The following is a 15,446-nucleotide window of genomic DNA, read 5'->3' as shown; positions in this document are numbered from 1 at the left end:
GCTGTAAATTCAATCAGCCGTGTGCGCCGAACTCGTTGGCAATCGCAGTGGAGATGCGCAAGCACAGGGCATGGGCCTGCTCGATCGGGTCGATATAGTTTGCCCGGATCGCGGCATAGCCCTCGCCCACGCCAACCGGGTATTCGCCCGGCTCGTCGAGCGTGAAATCCTCCTTGCGCGGGAAACTGGTGGGGAAGGCACGACGCAGTTGCGCCAATGCCTCGTCCACGCGCAGCGTGAAGACCATTTCGATGACATCGGTCCGGCTGATATCGTTGGCCCGGCTGAAGGCGGGAACCGAGACGATCTTGAGGAACATGTGCTGCAGCAGTGCAAGGCGTACCGCCTGCAGCACGCCGATCGCGCGACGCGTGCTCTCGCGCTCGGGATGGGGATCCTCGTCGGGGACGAACTCGAACAGGCGGTGCAGCTTCAAGGCATCGACGCGCAGACGCGAGGCGAGCCGGCGGAAGACGCCGTTGCGATCATCCTTGATGAGGTACTCGGCGAGCGCCTCGCAGGCCTGTGCCAGATGCTCTTCGGTGCCGCGATAGGTGCGGCTCGCCCAATAGGCCGAATTGAACAGCTCGCCGAAAGCCGCGACCGTCTTGATACTGGCAAGCGCGTTCGAAGCCCGCACCAGCCGCATGATCTGGCGCCCGCGCGGGCTTTCGGCGAGCAGGGCGCCGACTTCCTCGATCTGGCTCTCCGCCGCGCTGCCGACGCCGGCGATGATGTTCACCGGATAGCCCAGCTGCTGGAGGATGGCGTTGTGCGGGATCGCGCGAATCTGGCGCAGGCTCATCTCGCGGTCGGCCGAAAGGTCGCTCTGACGACGCGACTTGCGGCTGCCGGTCTCGTTGAGCAGGCCCAGCCCGAAGGCGGTGATCGCACGGCTGTAGGTGCGGCTTTCGAGATGGTCGCGCTGGTGCTCCTTGATCGCACGGTAGAAATCGAGGCTGATATCGGTGCGGCGATAGAAAGGATCGGTGGGCACGTCGGGATCGGTATGCGCCGGGCTGTGCGCGACGATCTGCGTCAGCGTGGCGAGCGCGATATCGGGCGTGGCGAAGAGCAAATAGCCGTCCCCGCCCTGGAAGCTCGCCTCGGGCTCGAGCGTGATGCCGGCGCGCGCGAAGCGGCGCTGCGCCCATGGGCTGAGCGCCCATTCGATCCGGTCTTCGAAGCTCGATGGGTGCGCGCCGCGCCCCATGCCCTCGCCATGCGTGTTGAAGATCAGCGCCGACACGTCGCCGAGCCCGTTTTCGGCCATGGCCTCCGCGAGGCGGCCCTGCAGGCGTTCGATTGCGAGGCTCGCGGGGATTTGCCCGACAAAGCGCCCGGCATCGGAAAAGCCGGTCTGGATGGCCACCCGCCCGCGTTGCTTGGCGTAGGCCTGATAGTCGGGTTCTGCGAGCAGCAGGTCGAGGAACCGCCCGCCGTGTTCGAGCGCAGTCTCGGTTTCGAACAGCGGCGACACATCGACCTTGTCGGCGATACCGAAAGCGCGCGCGAAATAGAGCGCGGCGAGCACCGTCGCCGGCTGTTCGCATTCGGCCACCAGCATGCGGATCGGCGCATCGCCATCCACGTGCTTGAGGATCTGGTCCATGACGAGGAACTGGCGCACAGCGGTCGAGCTCTCGACAGCAAGGCTGGCGAAATTGGCGCTCTGCGGCGTGACCTCGGCGAGCAGTTCGCGCAGGGCGGCGATCGCGCCGCGGCTGGAGAGATCGATATCCGCCGCATCGCCGAGCCGCGCGCGGATCGCATTGTGCAATTGCTTGGCGTTCACGCGGAAATGGATCCAGCCCATGCCGAGCCCGTCGGCACGCATCGCCGCGGCGAGCGTCCGCAGCGCGATGGCCCGATCGGCATCGCTCCCGGCCGCCTCGTCTTCGAGCTGGTCGATCAGCGGGGCAAGCGAGAGCAGCTTGTCGGGATGGTCGGCGGTCAGCCGGTTGGCGGCGGCCGACAGATCGGAAGGGTCGGACAGGTCGCCGGCAAACTCCTCCGCGCTGGCCTGCGCGCGCTGCCGGGCGCCGCGCAGCGTATCGAGCATCGCATGCGCGGGATCGATCGCCTCGAGCGTGGCGGCATAACGCGCCAGCCGCTGCGCCTTCTCGGCGAGGCGGAACGCGATCGAGGTGTACCAGGTAATATCGGTGCGCCCGTCCATGTCGTAACCCACCCAGCTGGCAAAACGGAAGGGCAGCGGCTTCAGTTCGGTCCAGCGATCGGGAAAGGCGTCGCGGGCGCGGCGCAGGACGCTACTCACGATCCGGTCGCGCGCATCCTGCGCGTTGACGAGCGCCTCCATGGCGCATTCGTGTTCGTAGCGCAGCGTGATCTCGGGCTTCTCGCTCGGCTGCTGCGTCGCGGCCCTATCCCCGCTGGCCACTTCCTCGGCCACGACCGCGCTCTGCTGCGGCGACAGCAGGAAGGTGGGGTGGGCGGTAAACACCGCATGCATGTGCGGCTGTTCCCAGAAGGAGCGGAAGGCCTCGAAATCCTCGCCCTCCTCGGCGAGCTTCGACAACCGCTCTCTCGCGGCGTCGGGGCGGAGCAGATTGCGGAGCCGCGCGGCGCGCGCGTCGAGCGATTGCGCCTCGAGTTCGTCGACCAGCCCGGCGAGCGCGCCGATATCGAGTTCGCCGCTCTCGAGCTTGCGCGAGATATCCAACGAAAGCTGGAAGACCGGGTTGAACAGCGGTGTCTCGCGGGTCTGGCGGTGGAGCACGCGGAGCCGTTCGCTCAGGCTCGCCAGCGTCGGTTCGATTGTCGTTTCGGTCATCACTCTACCTTATGCCCCGCCAAAGGTCTCGGTTCCGCGACAAATGGGCAATTCTGTCAAGACGAGCGTCGACTGGGCGAGCGTGAATACGCATGCGGGCAGCGCATTCGCAGCGATCGGCTGCGGTCATCATGCACTCGGGGGTGGACAGCCTTAGCGCCAACGGCCACCCCTCGTCACACGTTAGCTGCCCGGGTTTGCGAGATACTGCACATGAGCGAATGGACCATCGGCATCATCGGAGGATCGGGGCTCTACGCCATCGATGCGCTGGAGGATGCGCAATGGATTGCCGTACAATCACCCTGGGGCGAACCGTCGGACGAAATCCTGTGCGGGACCATCGGCCATGTCCGCGTGCGCTTTCTGCCCCGTCACGGCCGCGGACACCGGATCGCGCCTTCGACGCTCAACGCGCGCGCCAACATCGATGCCTTGAAGCGCGCAGGCTGCACGGACATTCTGGCGATCAGCGCGGTGGGCTCGCTGGCCGAGGACCTGCCGCCCGGACGCTTCGTCAGCGTCGACCAGTTCATCGACAACACCAGGGGACGCCCTTCGAGCTTCTTCGGCGATGGCTTCGTCGTGCATGTCTCGATGGCAGATCCGGTTTGCGAACGCCTTTCGAAATATGCTGCCAGGGCAGTTGTCGAGGCCGGCGGCGAATGCGCCGAGGGTGCGACCTATCTCGCGATGGAAGGACCCCAGTTCTCCTCACGCGCGGAAAGCCGGCTCTATCGGCACTGGGGGGCGGAGGTCATCGGGATGACCGGTATGCCCGAGGCCAAATTGGCGCGCGAGGCGGAACTGCCCTACGCCCTGCTTGCCATGGTCACCGATTACGATTGCTGGCGCGAAGAGGGAGAGGCGGTCGACGTTGCGCATGTCGTCACGCAGATGGAGGCGAATTCGCAGCTCGCTCGCAAGGCGGTGGAAGCCTTCTGCAAGGGCCTGCCCGAAAAGCGTACTCCATCGCCCATCGACCGGGCGCTGGACGATGCGGTGATCACCGCCCCTGCCAAGCATGACAAGGCGGTCCTGACCAAGCTCGATGCCGTCGCCGGGCGGCTGTTCCGGCAGGAATGAACGCGGACTACGACCTGCTCGTCGTCGGCGGCGGCATCAACGGCGCGGGGATCGCCCGCGACGCCGCTGGCCGCGGCATAAAGGTACTGCTGGTCGAGAAAGACGATCTCGCCTCGCACACTTCCTCGGCCAGCACCAAGCTGATCCACGGCGGATTGCGCTATCTCGAACAATACGACTTCCGGCTTGTCGCCGAGAGCCTGCACGAACGCGAAATCCTGCTCGCCGCAGCGCCCCACATCATCCGGCCGCTGCGCTTCGTCCTCCCGCACGAACCGAGCATGCGGCCGCGGTGGATGCTCAGGCTCGGCCTGATGCTTTACGACCGGCTGGGGGGGCGGTCACGCAGCCTGCCGGGCTCGACCGCGATCGACCTGCGCCACGCCCCCCATCGCTCGATCCTGCAGGGCCGCTTCGTGCGCGGCTTCGAATATTCGGACTGCTGGGTCGAGGATGCGCGACTGGTCGTGCTGAGCGCCATGGATGCGGAGCACCGCGGCGCGACCATCCGCACCCGCTGCGAATGCACGGCGCTCGAACGCCACAGCGACCACTGGCGCGCGATGCTCCGTGGCGAGGGCGGCGAAGAGCAAGTGGTCGCGCGCGCGATCGTCAACGCCACCGGCCCCTTCGTCGACCGCGTCGCGCGGCTGGCACTGGGCGCCGGAACGCCCGCGCATCTCCGGCTTGTCAAGGGCAGCCATATCATCGTGCGCCGCGCGTATCCGGGCGAACATGCCTATATCTTCCAGCAGCCCGACGGGCGCATCGTCTTTGCCATACCGTACGAACGCGACTTCACGCTGATCGGCACGACCGATGTCCGCTACGATGGCGATCTCGACCACGTCGCGATCGCTCCCGAAGAAACAGCCTATCTGTGCGCTGCCGCTTCGCGCTATTTCGCCAGCGCGGTGACCGAGGACGAGATCGTCTCCAGCTATTCGGGGGTCCGACCGCTCTACGAGGACAATGCGAAGAGCAATTCGACCGTCACCCGCGATTACGTCTTCGAGCTGGAGACCGAGGGCGGCGCGCCGATCCTGTCGGTATACGGCGGCAAGCTGACAACCTATCGCCGGCTCGCCGAGCATGCCCTCGAGCGGCTGGGCAAGGCGATGACCGTGCCGGGCAAGCCCTGGACCGCGGGCACCCCGCTGACCGGTGGAGACGTCGACGGCGATTTCGCCGGCTTCTTGTGGGGCGCGAGCGAACGCTGGCCCTGGGTTCCGCCCGAGATGCTCCAGCGCCTTGCCCGGGCCTACGGCACGCGCATCGTCGACCTGCTGGGCGAGGCGACCGCCCTGTCCGAACTGGGCGAGGACTTCGGCGGCACGCTCTACGAGGCGGAGCTGCGCTATCTCGTTGCCAACGAGTATGCGCGCACCGCCGAGGATGTGTTGTGGCGGCGCAGCAAGCTGGGCATGCATCTTGCCGAGGAGTCGCAAAAGGCGGTGGCCGACTGGTTCGCCGCGCGCGCCTAGGCGACCGTACGGAACAAGCGCCTTTCACAAAGCTTGAAAGGATAGACGCCCGGGTCCAAGGGGCCCGCAAATACTTACCTGCCTAACGGAGTCGTATGGCCCTGCACGATCCAGCGCATCTGTCCCCCATTTCCCGCCAGGCCGTACGCGAAGCCTATCGCGCGGAAGAGAATGCCTGCGTGGCCGAACGCATCGCGCAGGCGGCCGGGGCCAGCGCCAAGCATGAGGATGCGGCACGCATCGCCATCCAGCTGATCGAGGCGGCGCGCAAGCGCAAGGCGAGCGGGATCGACGCCTTCCTCCAGCAATACGGCCTCGCCACCGAGGAAGGCGTGGCACTGATGTGCCTGGCCGAGGCGCTGCTGCGCGTGCCCGACGCAGCCACCGCCGATGCGCTGATCCGCGACAAGATCGGCGACATCGACTGGGCCGAACACATGGGCGAAAGCTCCTCGACCTTCGTCAACGCCGCGACCTTCTCGCTGATGCTGACGGGCGAAGTGCTCGGACGGCCCGAAGAAGCGCAGAAGGGCATGCGCCGCAGCCTCAAGAACGCGGTCACGCGGCTGGGCGAGCCGGTGATCCGCAAGGCGACGCTGCAGGCGATGCGCATCCTTGGCGGGCAGTTCGTCTACGGTCGCACGATCGATGAGTCGCTCAAGCGCGCCAAGCCCGAGCGCGCCACGGGGCTGACGCACAGCTTCGACATGCTCGGCGAAGCCGCGATGACCTATGACGATGCCGAACGCTACCGGGTCAATTACCACAAGGCGATCGACCGGCTGGTGAAGGAAGCCACCGGCGACGTGTGGAGCTCGCCCGGCATCTCGGTGAAGCTGTCGGCGCTGCACCCGCGATACACCTTCCTCCATGCCGATCTCGCGGTGGCCGATCTGCTCCCGATCGTCCGCGATCTCGCCAGTTCCGCGCGCGATGCCAATATCCACTTCACCATCGATGCCGAAGAAGCCGACCGGCTCGAGCTCTCGATGGACCTGATCGAGGCGCTGGCGCGCGACGACAGCCTCTTCACCCGTGCCGACGGAAGCCGCTGGGATGGCTTCGGCCTCGCCATCCAGGCTTACCAGAAGCGCGGCGTTCCGATGGTCGACTGGGTCGCACGGCTGGCACGCAAATACGATCGCCGGTTCTTCGTCCGGCTGGTCAAGGGGGCCTATTGGGATACCGAGATCAAGCTGAGCCAGGTCGGCGGTTTCACCGACTTCCCGGTCTTCACGCGCAAGCTCGCGACCGATGTCAGCTATCTCGCATGTGCCGAGAAGATGCTGGCGGCGGACGACGCGATCTACCCCGCCTTCGCCACGCACAACGCCTATACAATTGGTGCAATCAAGGCGCTGGCGGGTCCCAAGCAATTCGAGTTCCAGCGGCTCCACGGAATGGGCGAGGACGTCTATGGCGCGTTGGCCCAGATGGAGGGCGACCGGCGCACCAATGTGCGCATCTATGCGCCGACCGGAACGCATAAGGACCTGCTTGCCTATCTGGTGCGCCGCTTGCTCGAAAACGGCGCGAACAGTTCCTTCGTCAACCGGATGGCCGATGCCGATGTGCCCGCGGCAGAGCTCGCCACCGATCCGGTGGCCGACCTTGCCGCGCTCGAACCGCATCGCAATCCGGCGATCCCTTTGCCGACCGACATATTTCCCGATCGCCGCAATTCGGCCGGGATCGATCTCAGCGACCCGCTGGTACGCGAACCCTTGCAGGAACGGCTCGCCAGGCTCGAGAGCCGCCACTGGGTCGCCGAGCCGACCTTCAAGTCGGGCGCCGAGGGCGAGAGCGCCCCGATCAACAAGCCGCACGACCTTTCCGCCGAAGTCGGCACGCGCCGCGACACGCTCGACTTCGAGGTCGAGGAAGCGATCACCCGCGCGCAGGCGATCCAGCCCGGGTGGGACCGTCTCGGCGGCGAAAAGCGCGCGCTGCTGCTCGAGGCGGCGGCCGACCTGTTCGAGGAGCACACCGACGAATTCCTCAGCCTGTGCCAGCGCGAGGCGGGCAAGACGCTGGTCGATGCGGTGCTCGAATTGCGCGAGGCGGTGGATTTCCTGCGCTTCTATGCCAACGAGGCGCGGCGCCAGTTCACGCGGCCCATCATCCTGCCCGGCCCGACCGGCGAGGAGAACCGGCTGAGCCTGCATGGCCGCGGCGTGTTCGCCTGCATTTCCCCGTGGAACTTCCCGCTGGCGATCTTCATCGGCACACCCGCCGCCGCGCTCGCCGCGGGCAACACGGTGGTCGCCAAGCCGGCGGAGCAAACCCCGCTGATCGCCGCGCTGGCAGTGCGGCTCTGCCACCAGGCGGGCATTCCCGAGGAAGCTTTCCAGCTTTTGCCCGGCGCGGGCGATGTCGGCGAGATGATTACCTCGGACCCGCGCATCGCGGGGGTCGCCTTCACCGGATCGACTCAGACCGCGCAGGCAATCAACCGCGGCCTCGCCGCACGCGAGGGACCGATCGCCACGCTGATCGCCGAAACCGGCGGGCAGAACGCGATGATCGTCGATTCGACCGCGCTGCCCGAACAGGTGACGCGCGATGTCGTCGCCTCTGCCTTCCAGAGCGCGGGCCAGCGCTGCTCGGCGCTGCGCGTGCTCTATATCCAGGACGATGTCTACGACGAGATGCTGCGGATGATCCGCGGCGGGTTCGAGGCGCTGACCATCGGCAACCCGGAACACCTGTCGACCGATGTCGGCCCGGTGATCGATCCCGACGCCAAATCCTCGCTCGAACGCCACGTCGCGCGGCGCAAGAAGGGGGGCCGCCCGGTGTGGCGGCGCAAGCTGCACCGCGGGGCCAATGCCGGCTGTTTCGTCGCCCCGACGATCATCGAGATCGATTCGATCCTCGACCTGAAGCGCGAGAATTTCGGCCCGATCCTCCACGTCGTGCGCTGGAAGGCCTCCGATCTCGAGCGCGTGATCGAGGACATCAACGCCACCGGCTTCGGCCTGACGATGGGCCTGCACAGCCGCAACGACGATGTCCGCGCCTTCGTCGAGGCGCGCGCCACGGTCGGCAATTTCTACGTCAACCGCAACCAGATCGGCGCAGTGGTCGAGAGCCAGCCCTTCGGTGGCGAGGGCCTCTCGGGCACCGGCCCCAAGGCTGGCGGCCCGCACTATGTCCAGCGCTTCGCGACCGAACGCGTGGTATGCATCGACACGACCGCGGCCGGGGGCAATGCGACGCTATTGGCGAGTTAGGGACTGCGCATCCAAAAGCCCAAAACCCCCGCTCAGCCTGAGCCCGTCGAAGGCTACACGCTGACGGGGGCGGCCTAGACCTCATCCTTGTCGATTCCGGGCCAGCTGCGAAATCCTGTCCCAGTCGCCCGCGATCAGCGCCTCTTTCTTCGCCCGGGTCCAGCCCTTGATGCGGCGCTCGGCGTCGAAAGCTTCGTCGCGCGTGGGGAAGTCCTGCGACCAGAGGAGTGTCACCGGCAGGCGTTTGGCAGTGTAGCCCCCATGCGCGCCAGTCCGGTGCTGCGCGACACGAAGGTCGAGGTCATCGGTATGGCCGGTGTAATAGCTGCCGTCATTGCAGCGCAGGATGTACGCGTAGAAGGCCATTCCGGAAGGCTATCCTCGGCGCATGGCCTTCGACAAGCTCAGGCTGAGCGGCGGTGGCCCCAGAATTGTCCATCTTCGTGTGCCGGACACACCATCCGCTCAGCCTGAGCCTGTCGAAAGCCCATCGCAACAAAAGGGGATATTCGCCGCCCTGCGCTTGCCCCCGCCCCCCAGTTGGGGAATCCCTCCTCCATGGCGATTCTTTCGGACAAGTGGATCCGCGACAAGGCGATGAGCGAGGGGATGATCGAGCCCTTCGTCGAAGCGCAGCGGCGTGAGGGTGTGATCAGCTACGGGCTGTCGAGCTTCGGCTACGACGCGCGCGTCGCACCCGAGTTCAAGATCTTCACCAATGTCGACAGCGCGGTGGTCGATCCCAAGGATTTTGCCAGCAACAGCTTCGTCGATCGCGACACCGACGTCTGCGTGATCCCGCCCAACAGCTTCGCGCTGGCGCGCACGGTCGAGTATTTCCGCATTCCCGAAGACGTGCTGGTCATCTGCCTCGGCAAGAGCACCTATGCGCGCTGCGGGATCATCGTGAACGTGACCCCGCTCGAGCCGGGCTGGGAAGGCCATGTGACGCTGGAGTTTTCGAACACCACGCCGCTGCCCGCGAGAATCTACGCCAACGAGGGTGCGTGCCAGTTCCTCTTCCTCCAGGGGAACGAGCGGCCCGAAGTGACCTATGCCGACCGCGCGGGCAAGTACATGGGCCAGCGCGGGGTCACACTCCCCCGCTTATGAGCGTGGGCCGCTTCCCCTTCTGGCGCGTGGTGCCCAAGGACGGGAGCGGCCAGCGAAGCGGCAGGTTCACCCTCCCCGTCATGCCCCCGGCAACCGCCGGGGCCGAAGGCGCACCGCATGTCATGGGCGGGGTCGCGCTGGCGGCGATCGTCGACTCGATGGAGCTCGACAGCGAGCTGCCGCTGCTGTGGGCGCAGGTCCATTTCCTGGGACCCACGCAGCATGCCGAGGAGCTCGCCATCGAGGTCGAGCAGTGCGGCGGCGGGCAGGCGGTGGCGCAATATGCCGCCTCCGCCAGCGTCAACGGGCGCCCGACGCACCGGGCGAGCGGGGCGCTGGGCGCGCGCGAGCCGAGCGAACAGACGCTATTCGCGGAAATGCCCGATGTACCCGGCCCCGATGCGGCGACAGCGGTCGAGATCAGCCATTCGGCGCCCGGAGGCCTGCCCGACCAGTTCGATTATCGCATCGCCTTGCAGGACGAGGCGCGCGGCCTTCAGGCCGTCTGGACCCGTTCGCGCGCCGAATTCGCAGTGGATGCCGGCTGGCTGGCGATCATTTCCGACCTCTTCCTCGGCGCGCATCCGGCGACACGCGGCGGATCGAGCCTCGATGCCATGTTCCGCTTCGTGCAGGGATGCGATCCGGGGTGGGTTTTGAGCGTAACCGAATTGGCCGCCTTCGACCGCGGCGTGGTTCACGGTGCGGCCCGTCATTTCGCCGCGGACGGGCGGTTGCTCGCGATCTCGAGCCAGACCGGCGTGCTGCCGAGGATACCACGGGCGCCGTAACGGCTTTGACTCTCCCCTCGCCCGCTCGCACACCTAGGCGCGAAGGAGAGCAATCCCATGGCTGACCGCGAGTTCGACATCATCGTCTATGGCGCCACCGGTTATACCGGCCGCCTCGTCGCCGAACATTTCGTGCGCGAATACGGCAGTGCCGCCGACGGCCCCAAATGGGCGATGGCGGGGCGCAGCATGGACAAGCTCGAGGAGGTGCGCGACGTGATCGGCGCGCCCAGATCGACTCCGCTGGTGGTTGCCGATGCCGACGATCCCGCCAGCCTCGAGGCGATGTGCAGCCGCACCCGGGTCGTGCTCACCACCGTCGGGCCCTACCAACTCTATGGCGACAGGCTCGTCGCCGCCTGCGCCAGGTCCGGCACCGATTATGCCGATTTGTGCGGCGAACCGGCGTGGATGCGCGAAATGATCGACGCCCATCACGAAGAAGCGCAGGCGAGCGGCGCGCGGATCTGCTTTTCGAGCGGGTTCGATTCGATCCCCTTCGATCTCGGGGTGTTGATGCTGCAGAAAGAGGCGATCAAGCGCCACGGCTCGCCGGCCCCGCGGGTAAAGGGGCGCGTACGGTCGATGCAGGGCACCTTTTCGGGCGGCACTGCGGCGAGCCTGACAGCGACGATGAAGGCGGCGGCAAGGAACCCGTCGATCATCAAGGTCCTCAACGATCCCTTCGGTCTGACGCCCGGATTCGAGGGTCCCGACCAGCCGGGCGGCATGGTCCCGCATTACGAGGACGAACTCGGCAAGTGGGCTGCGCCTTTCATCATGGCGACGATCAACGTGAAGAACGTCCACCGCACCAATTTCCTGCTTGGGCACCGCTATGGCGCGGATTTCCGCTATGACGAGATGATGCTCACCAGCCCGGGCGAGGCGGGCAAGGCCGCCGCCAATGCGGTGATGGAGATGCTCAAGAACCCCTTCGGCGCCAAGCCGCCCAAGCCGGGCGAAGGGCCGAGCAAGGAAGAGCGCGAGAACGGCCATTACGACATTCTGTTCGTCGGCGAATGGCCCGACGGCACGCGGCTGCATTATGGCGTGAAGGGGCGCTATGATCCGGGTTACGGCTCGACCAGCAGGATGCTCGCCGAAACCGGCGTGGCGTTGCTCGACTGCACGGCCGGCGGCGGCGTGGGGACACCGGGCGCCTTCCTCGGCGAAGCGCTGGTCGAACGGCTGCGCAACCATGCCGAGATCACCTTCGCGGTCGAGGATTAGGGAACGCCCGACCGCCGAAGCGATTCAAGAGGGACACAGGGGAGAGAATTCAATGGCAACCATCGCTGCATTGGCCGGGCGCATCCTGCTCGGCGCGCTGTTCGTCTTCGCCGGGCTCGGCAAGGTCATGGATCCCGCTGGAACGGCGGCCTACATGGAAGCCGAATCGCCCTTCCCCGGCAGCTTCGCGCTCGCGGTCGGCGTATTCGAGATCGTCGCCGGGCTGGTGCTTGCGAGCGGCTTCATGACCCGCATCGCCAGTCTCGCACTGGTCGGTTTTACCGCGCTGGCGACGCTGTTCTTCCACGAGAAGGTCACCGACCCCACGCAGGCCGCGATGGCCTTGAAGAACCTCGCGATCATCGGCGGGCTTCTGATGGTGTTCGCCTATGGTCAGCTACGCGGTCGGATCGGCGAAGTCGACGAGCGCGCCAAGCGGCTCGACGCCGAAGTCAAGGCCGCCCACGCCGAGGGCAAGGCCGAGGGGCTGGCCGCTGCGCCGACCACGCCCCCCGCCTCGACCGACTAGAAGCTGGCGCGCAGGCTGGCGGTGAAATTTCGCCCGCCCATGGGCACGAAATCCTTGGTGAAGCTGGCGTGGCGGCGCGCGGTCGCGTCGAAGATATTGTCTGCCTTGAACACCAGGGTGACGTTCTCGTTGCCGCGGACCGGACGCCACACGAATTGCGCATTGACGAGGGTGTAACCGTCGGTCGCCGTCTCGAGCGGGGCGGTCCGCGTCTGGTCGTCGGCCCATTCGACCTCGACGCGCGCATCCCAGGGATCGGTCTGCGCCTCGAGGCCGGCCGTCAGGCTGAGCGGGGGAATACGCGGCAGCGGCGTGCCGTCGGCGAGCCGCGCGCGGATGTAGTCGCCCTTCACGTCGAGCAGCAGCGAAAGCGGGCCGGTGTCGAGGAAGGCCCAGCTCGCTTCGCCCTCGAGCCCGGCATAGGTCGCATCGCCCTGGCGATAGGCATAGACCGGCAGGCCGTCCTCCACCGCGCCGGTGGCGGCCTGGTAGATATACTGGTCGAACCAGCTCTTGAAGGCGGCGAGGTTGAACTGGACCGGGCCGCGCGCGCCGCGCAGGTAGAGCTCGGCGCCCCAGGCCTTTTCCTTGGCCAGGTCGGGATTGCCGATCTCGAACGACTGGGTGGCGATATGCGCGCCGTTGGACAGCAGTTCCTCGGCACTCGGCGCCCGCGAGACGCGCGACAAATTGGCGCCGATCTTGAGGCTGTCGCCGAACTCATGCGACAGCCCGAGCGCGCCCGAAGCCGCGTTGAAGCTGCGCGCGAATCCGATCTCGGTCGAATCGATGCGGGTGTTCTCGAACCGCCCCGCGAGTTCGAGTTGGACCGGGCCCAGGTCGAATTCCTCGAGCGCGAACCCGGCGATCTGTTCGGTGCGGTTGGGCGGGAGATAGGCTTCCTCGCCCGCCGCCGCGAAATCGCGGAAGTAATACTGGGCGCCGAACGATCCGCGCCAGCCGCCGCGATCCGCCTGGATCAGCTCGAGCCGGCCTTCGATGCCTTGGACGTCGAACGTCGTCCCCACTTCGGCGCCTTCGAATTCGGTGTGGGTGTAGTCGCTGAAGGCGGCGCGCAGGCGCAGCCGGTCGAGGAAGCCGCCCCCGGTCACCACCTCGGCGCGCATGTCGCCGCGATACTGCCGCAAGCCGATCGAGACCTCGGCATCCTCCTCGCCGCCGGGGCGCGTGGGCACGCCGTAGGCGGTATCGTAGATGCCGACCGCGGCGCCGATATTGCTCTCGCCGTCGAAATAGGCGAATCCCGCGTTGGCGCTCCAGGTTTCGGTGGCGCTGTTGGGCAGGCTGCCGCGATGGTCTGCCGCCGCGCGCAGCGCATCGGCTTCGTCCGTGTCGCCCGCCGCCGCCAGCGCATCGGCGCGCGCGAAAAGCTCGCTGCGCAGCGCCGGCGCGACCTGATAGCCGGCCAGGGCGAGATCGTCGGTCTTGCGCCAGGATGCATCGACGTGGCCGACGAAGCCATCGCCGATCGGCACATCGAGCGAGCCGCCCGCCTCGCGCATGTCGCTGGCGCTGTCGACGCCGGCAAGCGCATCGATGTGGAAGCCCTCGCTCGGCACGCGGCGCGGAATGCGCTTGTCGATGACATTGACCGCGCCGCCGATCGCCGAGCTGCCATAGAGCATTACCGCCGGGCCGCGGACCACGTCGACGCGCTCGGCGGTCAGCGGATCGATCGTCACCGCATGGTCGGCCGAGGTATTGGAGATGTCGATCGAACCGATCCCGTCGACCAGAACGCGCACGCGCTCTCCCGAAAAGCCGCGCAACACGGGACGCGAGGCCCCGGGAGAGAAGCTCGTCGCCGAAACGCCCGGCAGCTTCGCCAGCACATCGCCGATCTGCCCGGCAGGGTTCTCCTGCAGCGCCTCCCCATCCATCACCGACTTGCCGGCGAAGAGATCGGCGCGCTCGAGGCTGTGACCGGTAACCACGATGCGACCGGTATAGTCGACCCGCCGGTCGTGCAGATCGTCCTGCGGCGCGCGGTCCGCCGCGTTCGTCTCACCCGCCTTGTCCTGCGGGTCGGGCGCCGCCCGTTCCTGGGCGAGCGCGGGCTGGGAGGCCGCCATGGCGAGGGCGGAGAGCGAAAGGCCGAGAAGCTGGCGATGACGAGAATGATACAACATAACCGCGCCCCATACAGCGATCGCCGACACGTGCAAGTCCGATGTGCGCCGCCGCACCGTCAGGTCGACGAACGCCCCGCTATCGGCGACGAATGGTGATCGCGCGTTCTAGTCGCGCTCGGCTTGCTGCGCCGCCTCGCGTGCGGCCTGGATGCGCGCGATATCGGCCTCGCGCGCGGGCCGCGCGGGATAGGCGCATCCACGGCGGGCGCCGACACCCTTCAGAAAGCCCCGCCGGGCCAATCCGGCGCGAATCGCGGTTTCGAGCTTCTCCTCCTGTCGCCGTGCACCCGAAACTTCGCGTATCAGACCGCGAAAGGGGATCAGCGCACCGACCGCCATCTTGCCGACCGTACCCGCGCTCAGTCCGTCGCGGTCCCCGGCAGGCAGGTCGAAATCGTCGCCCAGCATGATATCGAACCGCTCGACTTCGGCAATCAGCGCGCCGCACGTCTCCAGCCCCGAAAGATCGTAGGGCTCCGCTACCGCGCGGTTCAGCAATTCGGGAATTTCGCCCTGCTTGAGGTTGGGATCGGTCAGCGGCGTCGTGACCACGTCCTCGGCGTCGGGCCGTCGGTCGGTGATCGGCCTGTCCTGCGCCTGGGCCTGCGCGCCCAGCGCCAGCATCCCCAGCATCCATCCCGCAACAGCCAGTCCACGCATCGGCCCCTCCCGCAACGAATCGGAGCAAGGTTAGGACGACGCGCGATGGCGTGCAATTCGCCCGAGCCTTTACGCCGGGCCATGTCGTCGATGGGAGGAAAATGGAGCGGGCGAGGCGATTCGAACGCCCGACCCCAACCTTGGCAAGGTTGTGCTCTACCCCTGAGCTACGCCCGCTCACTGGCGCTACCGGAACCGTGTGACCCCGGTGGGGAGGCGGCCAACTAGCAGCGAGTCCGGAATGCCGCAAGCCCAAAAAATACGGAAAATTCGCTCCGCTTGCACGGACCCACCGGCTCCTTCACATTCGCGCGAAAAGGCCCACATGGGGCGCAAGCAATTCCAGCGAGAAAGGTGTGGCAGTGGCAAG

11 protein-coding genes and 1 tRNA gene are annotated in these 15,446 nt (G+C 66.8%); 7 read left to right on the top strand and 5 right to left on the bottom strand.

Features of this window, described 5'->3' with window-relative positions; translation table 11 throughout:
* Positions 1 to 13: 13 nt before the first annotated feature.
* The gene (locus ACEQZ0_RS11985) at positions 14 to 2,794 is read right to left on the bottom strand and encodes a phosphoenolpyruvate carboxylase (RefSeq protein WP_370191037.1); all 2,781 of its coding nucleotides are present in this window, start codon (positions 2,792 to 2,794) and stop codon (positions 14 to 16) included.
* A gap of 213 nt (positions 2,795 to 3,007) precedes the next feature.
* Here ACEQZ0_RS11985 and mtnP point away from each other — a divergent pair, with 213 nt between their 5' ends.
* From mtnP to putA, 3 genes are all read left to right on the top strand, one after another.
* A complete protein-coding gene (gene mtnP / locus ACEQZ0_RS11980; RefSeq protein WP_370191036.1) occupies positions 3,008 to 3,880 on the top strand; it encodes an S-methyl-5'-thioadenosine phosphorylase in 873 nt (290 codons plus the stop codon).
* Positions 3,877 to 5,364 (top strand): glycerol-3-phosphate dehydrogenase, encoded by a 1,488-nt coding sequence (gene glpD / locus ACEQZ0_RS11975; RefSeq protein WP_370191035.1) that lies wholly within the window; start codon positions 3,877 to 3,879, stop codon positions 5,362 to 5,364. The genes mtnP and glpD overlap by 4 nt, the downstream gene beginning before the upstream one ends.
* A gap of 95 nt (positions 5,365 to 5,459) precedes the next feature.
* Positions 5,460 to 8,597, top strand: a complete 3,138-nt coding sequence (gene putA, locus ACEQZ0_RS11970) for a bifunctional proline dehydrogenase/L-glutamate gamma-semialdehyde dehydrogenase PutA (protein WP_370191034.1) — start codon at positions 5,460 to 5,462, stop codon at positions 8,595 to 8,597.
* A gap of 81 nt (positions 8,598 to 8,678) precedes the next feature.
* Here putA and ACEQZ0_RS11965 read toward each other — a convergent pair whose 3' ends face one another.
* Complete coding sequence (locus tag ACEQZ0_RS11965; protein WP_370191033.1) at positions 8,679 to 8,963, bottom strand: GIY-YIG nuclease family protein; 285 nt, start codon at positions 8,961 to 8,963, stop codon at positions 8,679 to 8,681.
* A gap of 192 nt (positions 8,964 to 9,155) precedes the next feature.
* On the opposite strand from ACEQZ0_RS11965, the gene dcd reads away from it, so the two are divergent.
* The 4 genes from dcd to ACEQZ0_RS11945 are packed head-to-tail and all read left to right on the top strand — an operon-like array spanning position 9,156 to position 12,263.
* Positions 9,156 to 9,710, top strand: coding sequence for a dCTP deaminase (gene dcd, locus ACEQZ0_RS11960; protein ID WP_370191032.1), 555 nt, complete (start codon positions 9,156 to 9,158; stop codon positions 9,708 to 9,710).
* Positions 9,707 to 10,501 carry an acyl-CoA thioesterase gene (locus ACEQZ0_RS11955; RefSeq protein WP_370191031.1) on the top strand — a complete coding sequence of 265 codons (795 nt, stop codon included), beginning with the start codon at positions 9,707 to 9,709 and terminating at the stop codon, positions 10,499 to 10,501. The genes dcd and ACEQZ0_RS11955 overlap by 4 nt, the downstream gene beginning before the upstream one ends.
* Positions 10,502 to 10,558: 57 nt before the next feature.
* Complete coding sequence (locus ACEQZ0_RS11950) at positions 10,559 to 11,734, top strand: trans-acting enoyl reductase family protein (protein WP_370191030.1); 1,176 nt, start codon at positions 10,559 to 10,561, stop codon at positions 11,732 to 11,734.
* 52 nt (positions 11,735 to 11,786) lie between these two features.
* Entirely contained in the window at positions 11,787 to 12,263 is a 477-nt protein-coding gene (locus ACEQZ0_RS11945) for a DoxX family protein (RefSeq protein WP_370191029.1), read from the top strand.
* Here ACEQZ0_RS11945 and ACEQZ0_RS11940 read toward each other — a convergent pair.
* From ACEQZ0_RS11940 to ACEQZ0_RS11930, 3 genes are all read right to left on the bottom strand, one after another.
* Positions 12,260 to 14,413, bottom strand: a complete 2,154-nt coding sequence (locus tag ACEQZ0_RS11940; protein ID WP_370191028.1) for a TonB-dependent receptor — start codon at positions 14,411 to 14,413, stop codon at positions 12,260 to 12,262. The two genes, ACEQZ0_RS11945 and ACEQZ0_RS11940, sit on opposite strands and share 4 nt — an antisense overlap.
* A gap of 108 nt (positions 14,414 to 14,521) precedes the next feature.
* On the bottom strand, positions 14,522 to 15,076 hold the full coding sequence (locus ACEQZ0_RS11935) for a hypothetical protein (protein ID WP_370191027.1): 555 nt from the start codon (positions 15,074 to 15,076) through the stop codon (positions 14,522 to 14,524).
* A 102-nt stretch (positions 15,077 to 15,178) separates the two neighbouring features.
* Positions 15,179 to 15,253, bottom strand: a tRNA-Gly gene (locus tag ACEQZ0_RS11930).
* Positions 15,254 to 15,446: the final 193 nt, after the last annotated feature.

The sequence above is a fragment of the Qipengyuania sp. genome (genome assembly GCF_964227205.1).
Taxonomy (GTDB): Bacteria; Pseudomonadota; Alphaproteobacteria; order Sphingomonadales; family Sphingomonadaceae; genus Qipengyuania.
This window is presented reverse-complemented; position numbering and strand designations above follow the sequence as displayed.

Coding starts and splice junctions, on each gene's coding strand:
- ACEQZ0_RS11965 (WP_370191033.1), bottom strand. CDS start 8,963: ATGGCCTTCTACGCGTACATCCTGCGCTGCAATGACGGCAGCTATTAC.
- dcd (WP_370191032.1), top strand. CDS start 9,156: ATGGCGATTCTTTCGGACAAGTGGATCCGCGACAAGGCGATGAGCGAG.
- ACEQZ0_RS11985 (WP_370191037.1), bottom strand. CDS start 2,794: ATGACCGAAACGACAATCGAACCGACGCTGGCGAGCCTGAGCGAACGG.
- ACEQZ0_RS11940 (WP_370191028.1), bottom strand. CDS start 14,413: ATGTTGTATCATTCTCGTCATCGCCAGCTTCTCGGCCTTTCGCTCTCC.
- ACEQZ0_RS11955 (WP_370191031.1), top strand. CDS start 9,707: ATGAGCGTGGGCCGCTTCCCCTTCTGGCGCGTGGTGCCCAAGGACGGG.
- ACEQZ0_RS11950 (WP_370191030.1), top strand. CDS start 10,559: ATGGCTGACCGCGAGTTCGACATCATCGTCTATGGCGCCACCGGTTAT.
- glpD (WP_370191035.1), top strand. CDS start 3,877: ATGAACGCGGACTACGACCTGCTCGTCGTCGGCGGCGGCATCAACGGC.
- ACEQZ0_RS11935 (WP_370191027.1), bottom strand. CDS start 15,076: ATGCGTGGACTGGCTGTTGCGGGATGGATGCTGGGGATGCTGGCGCTG.
- ACEQZ0_RS11945 (WP_370191029.1), top strand. CDS start 11,787: ATGGCAACCATCGCTGCATTGGCCGGGCGCATCCTGCTCGGCGCGCTG.
- putA (WP_370191034.1), top strand. CDS start 5,460: ATGGCCCTGCACGATCCAGCGCATCTGTCCCCCATTTCCCGCCAGGCC.
- mtnP (WP_370191036.1), top strand. CDS start 3,008: ATGAGCGAATGGACCATCGGCATCATCGGAGGATCGGGGCTCTACGCC.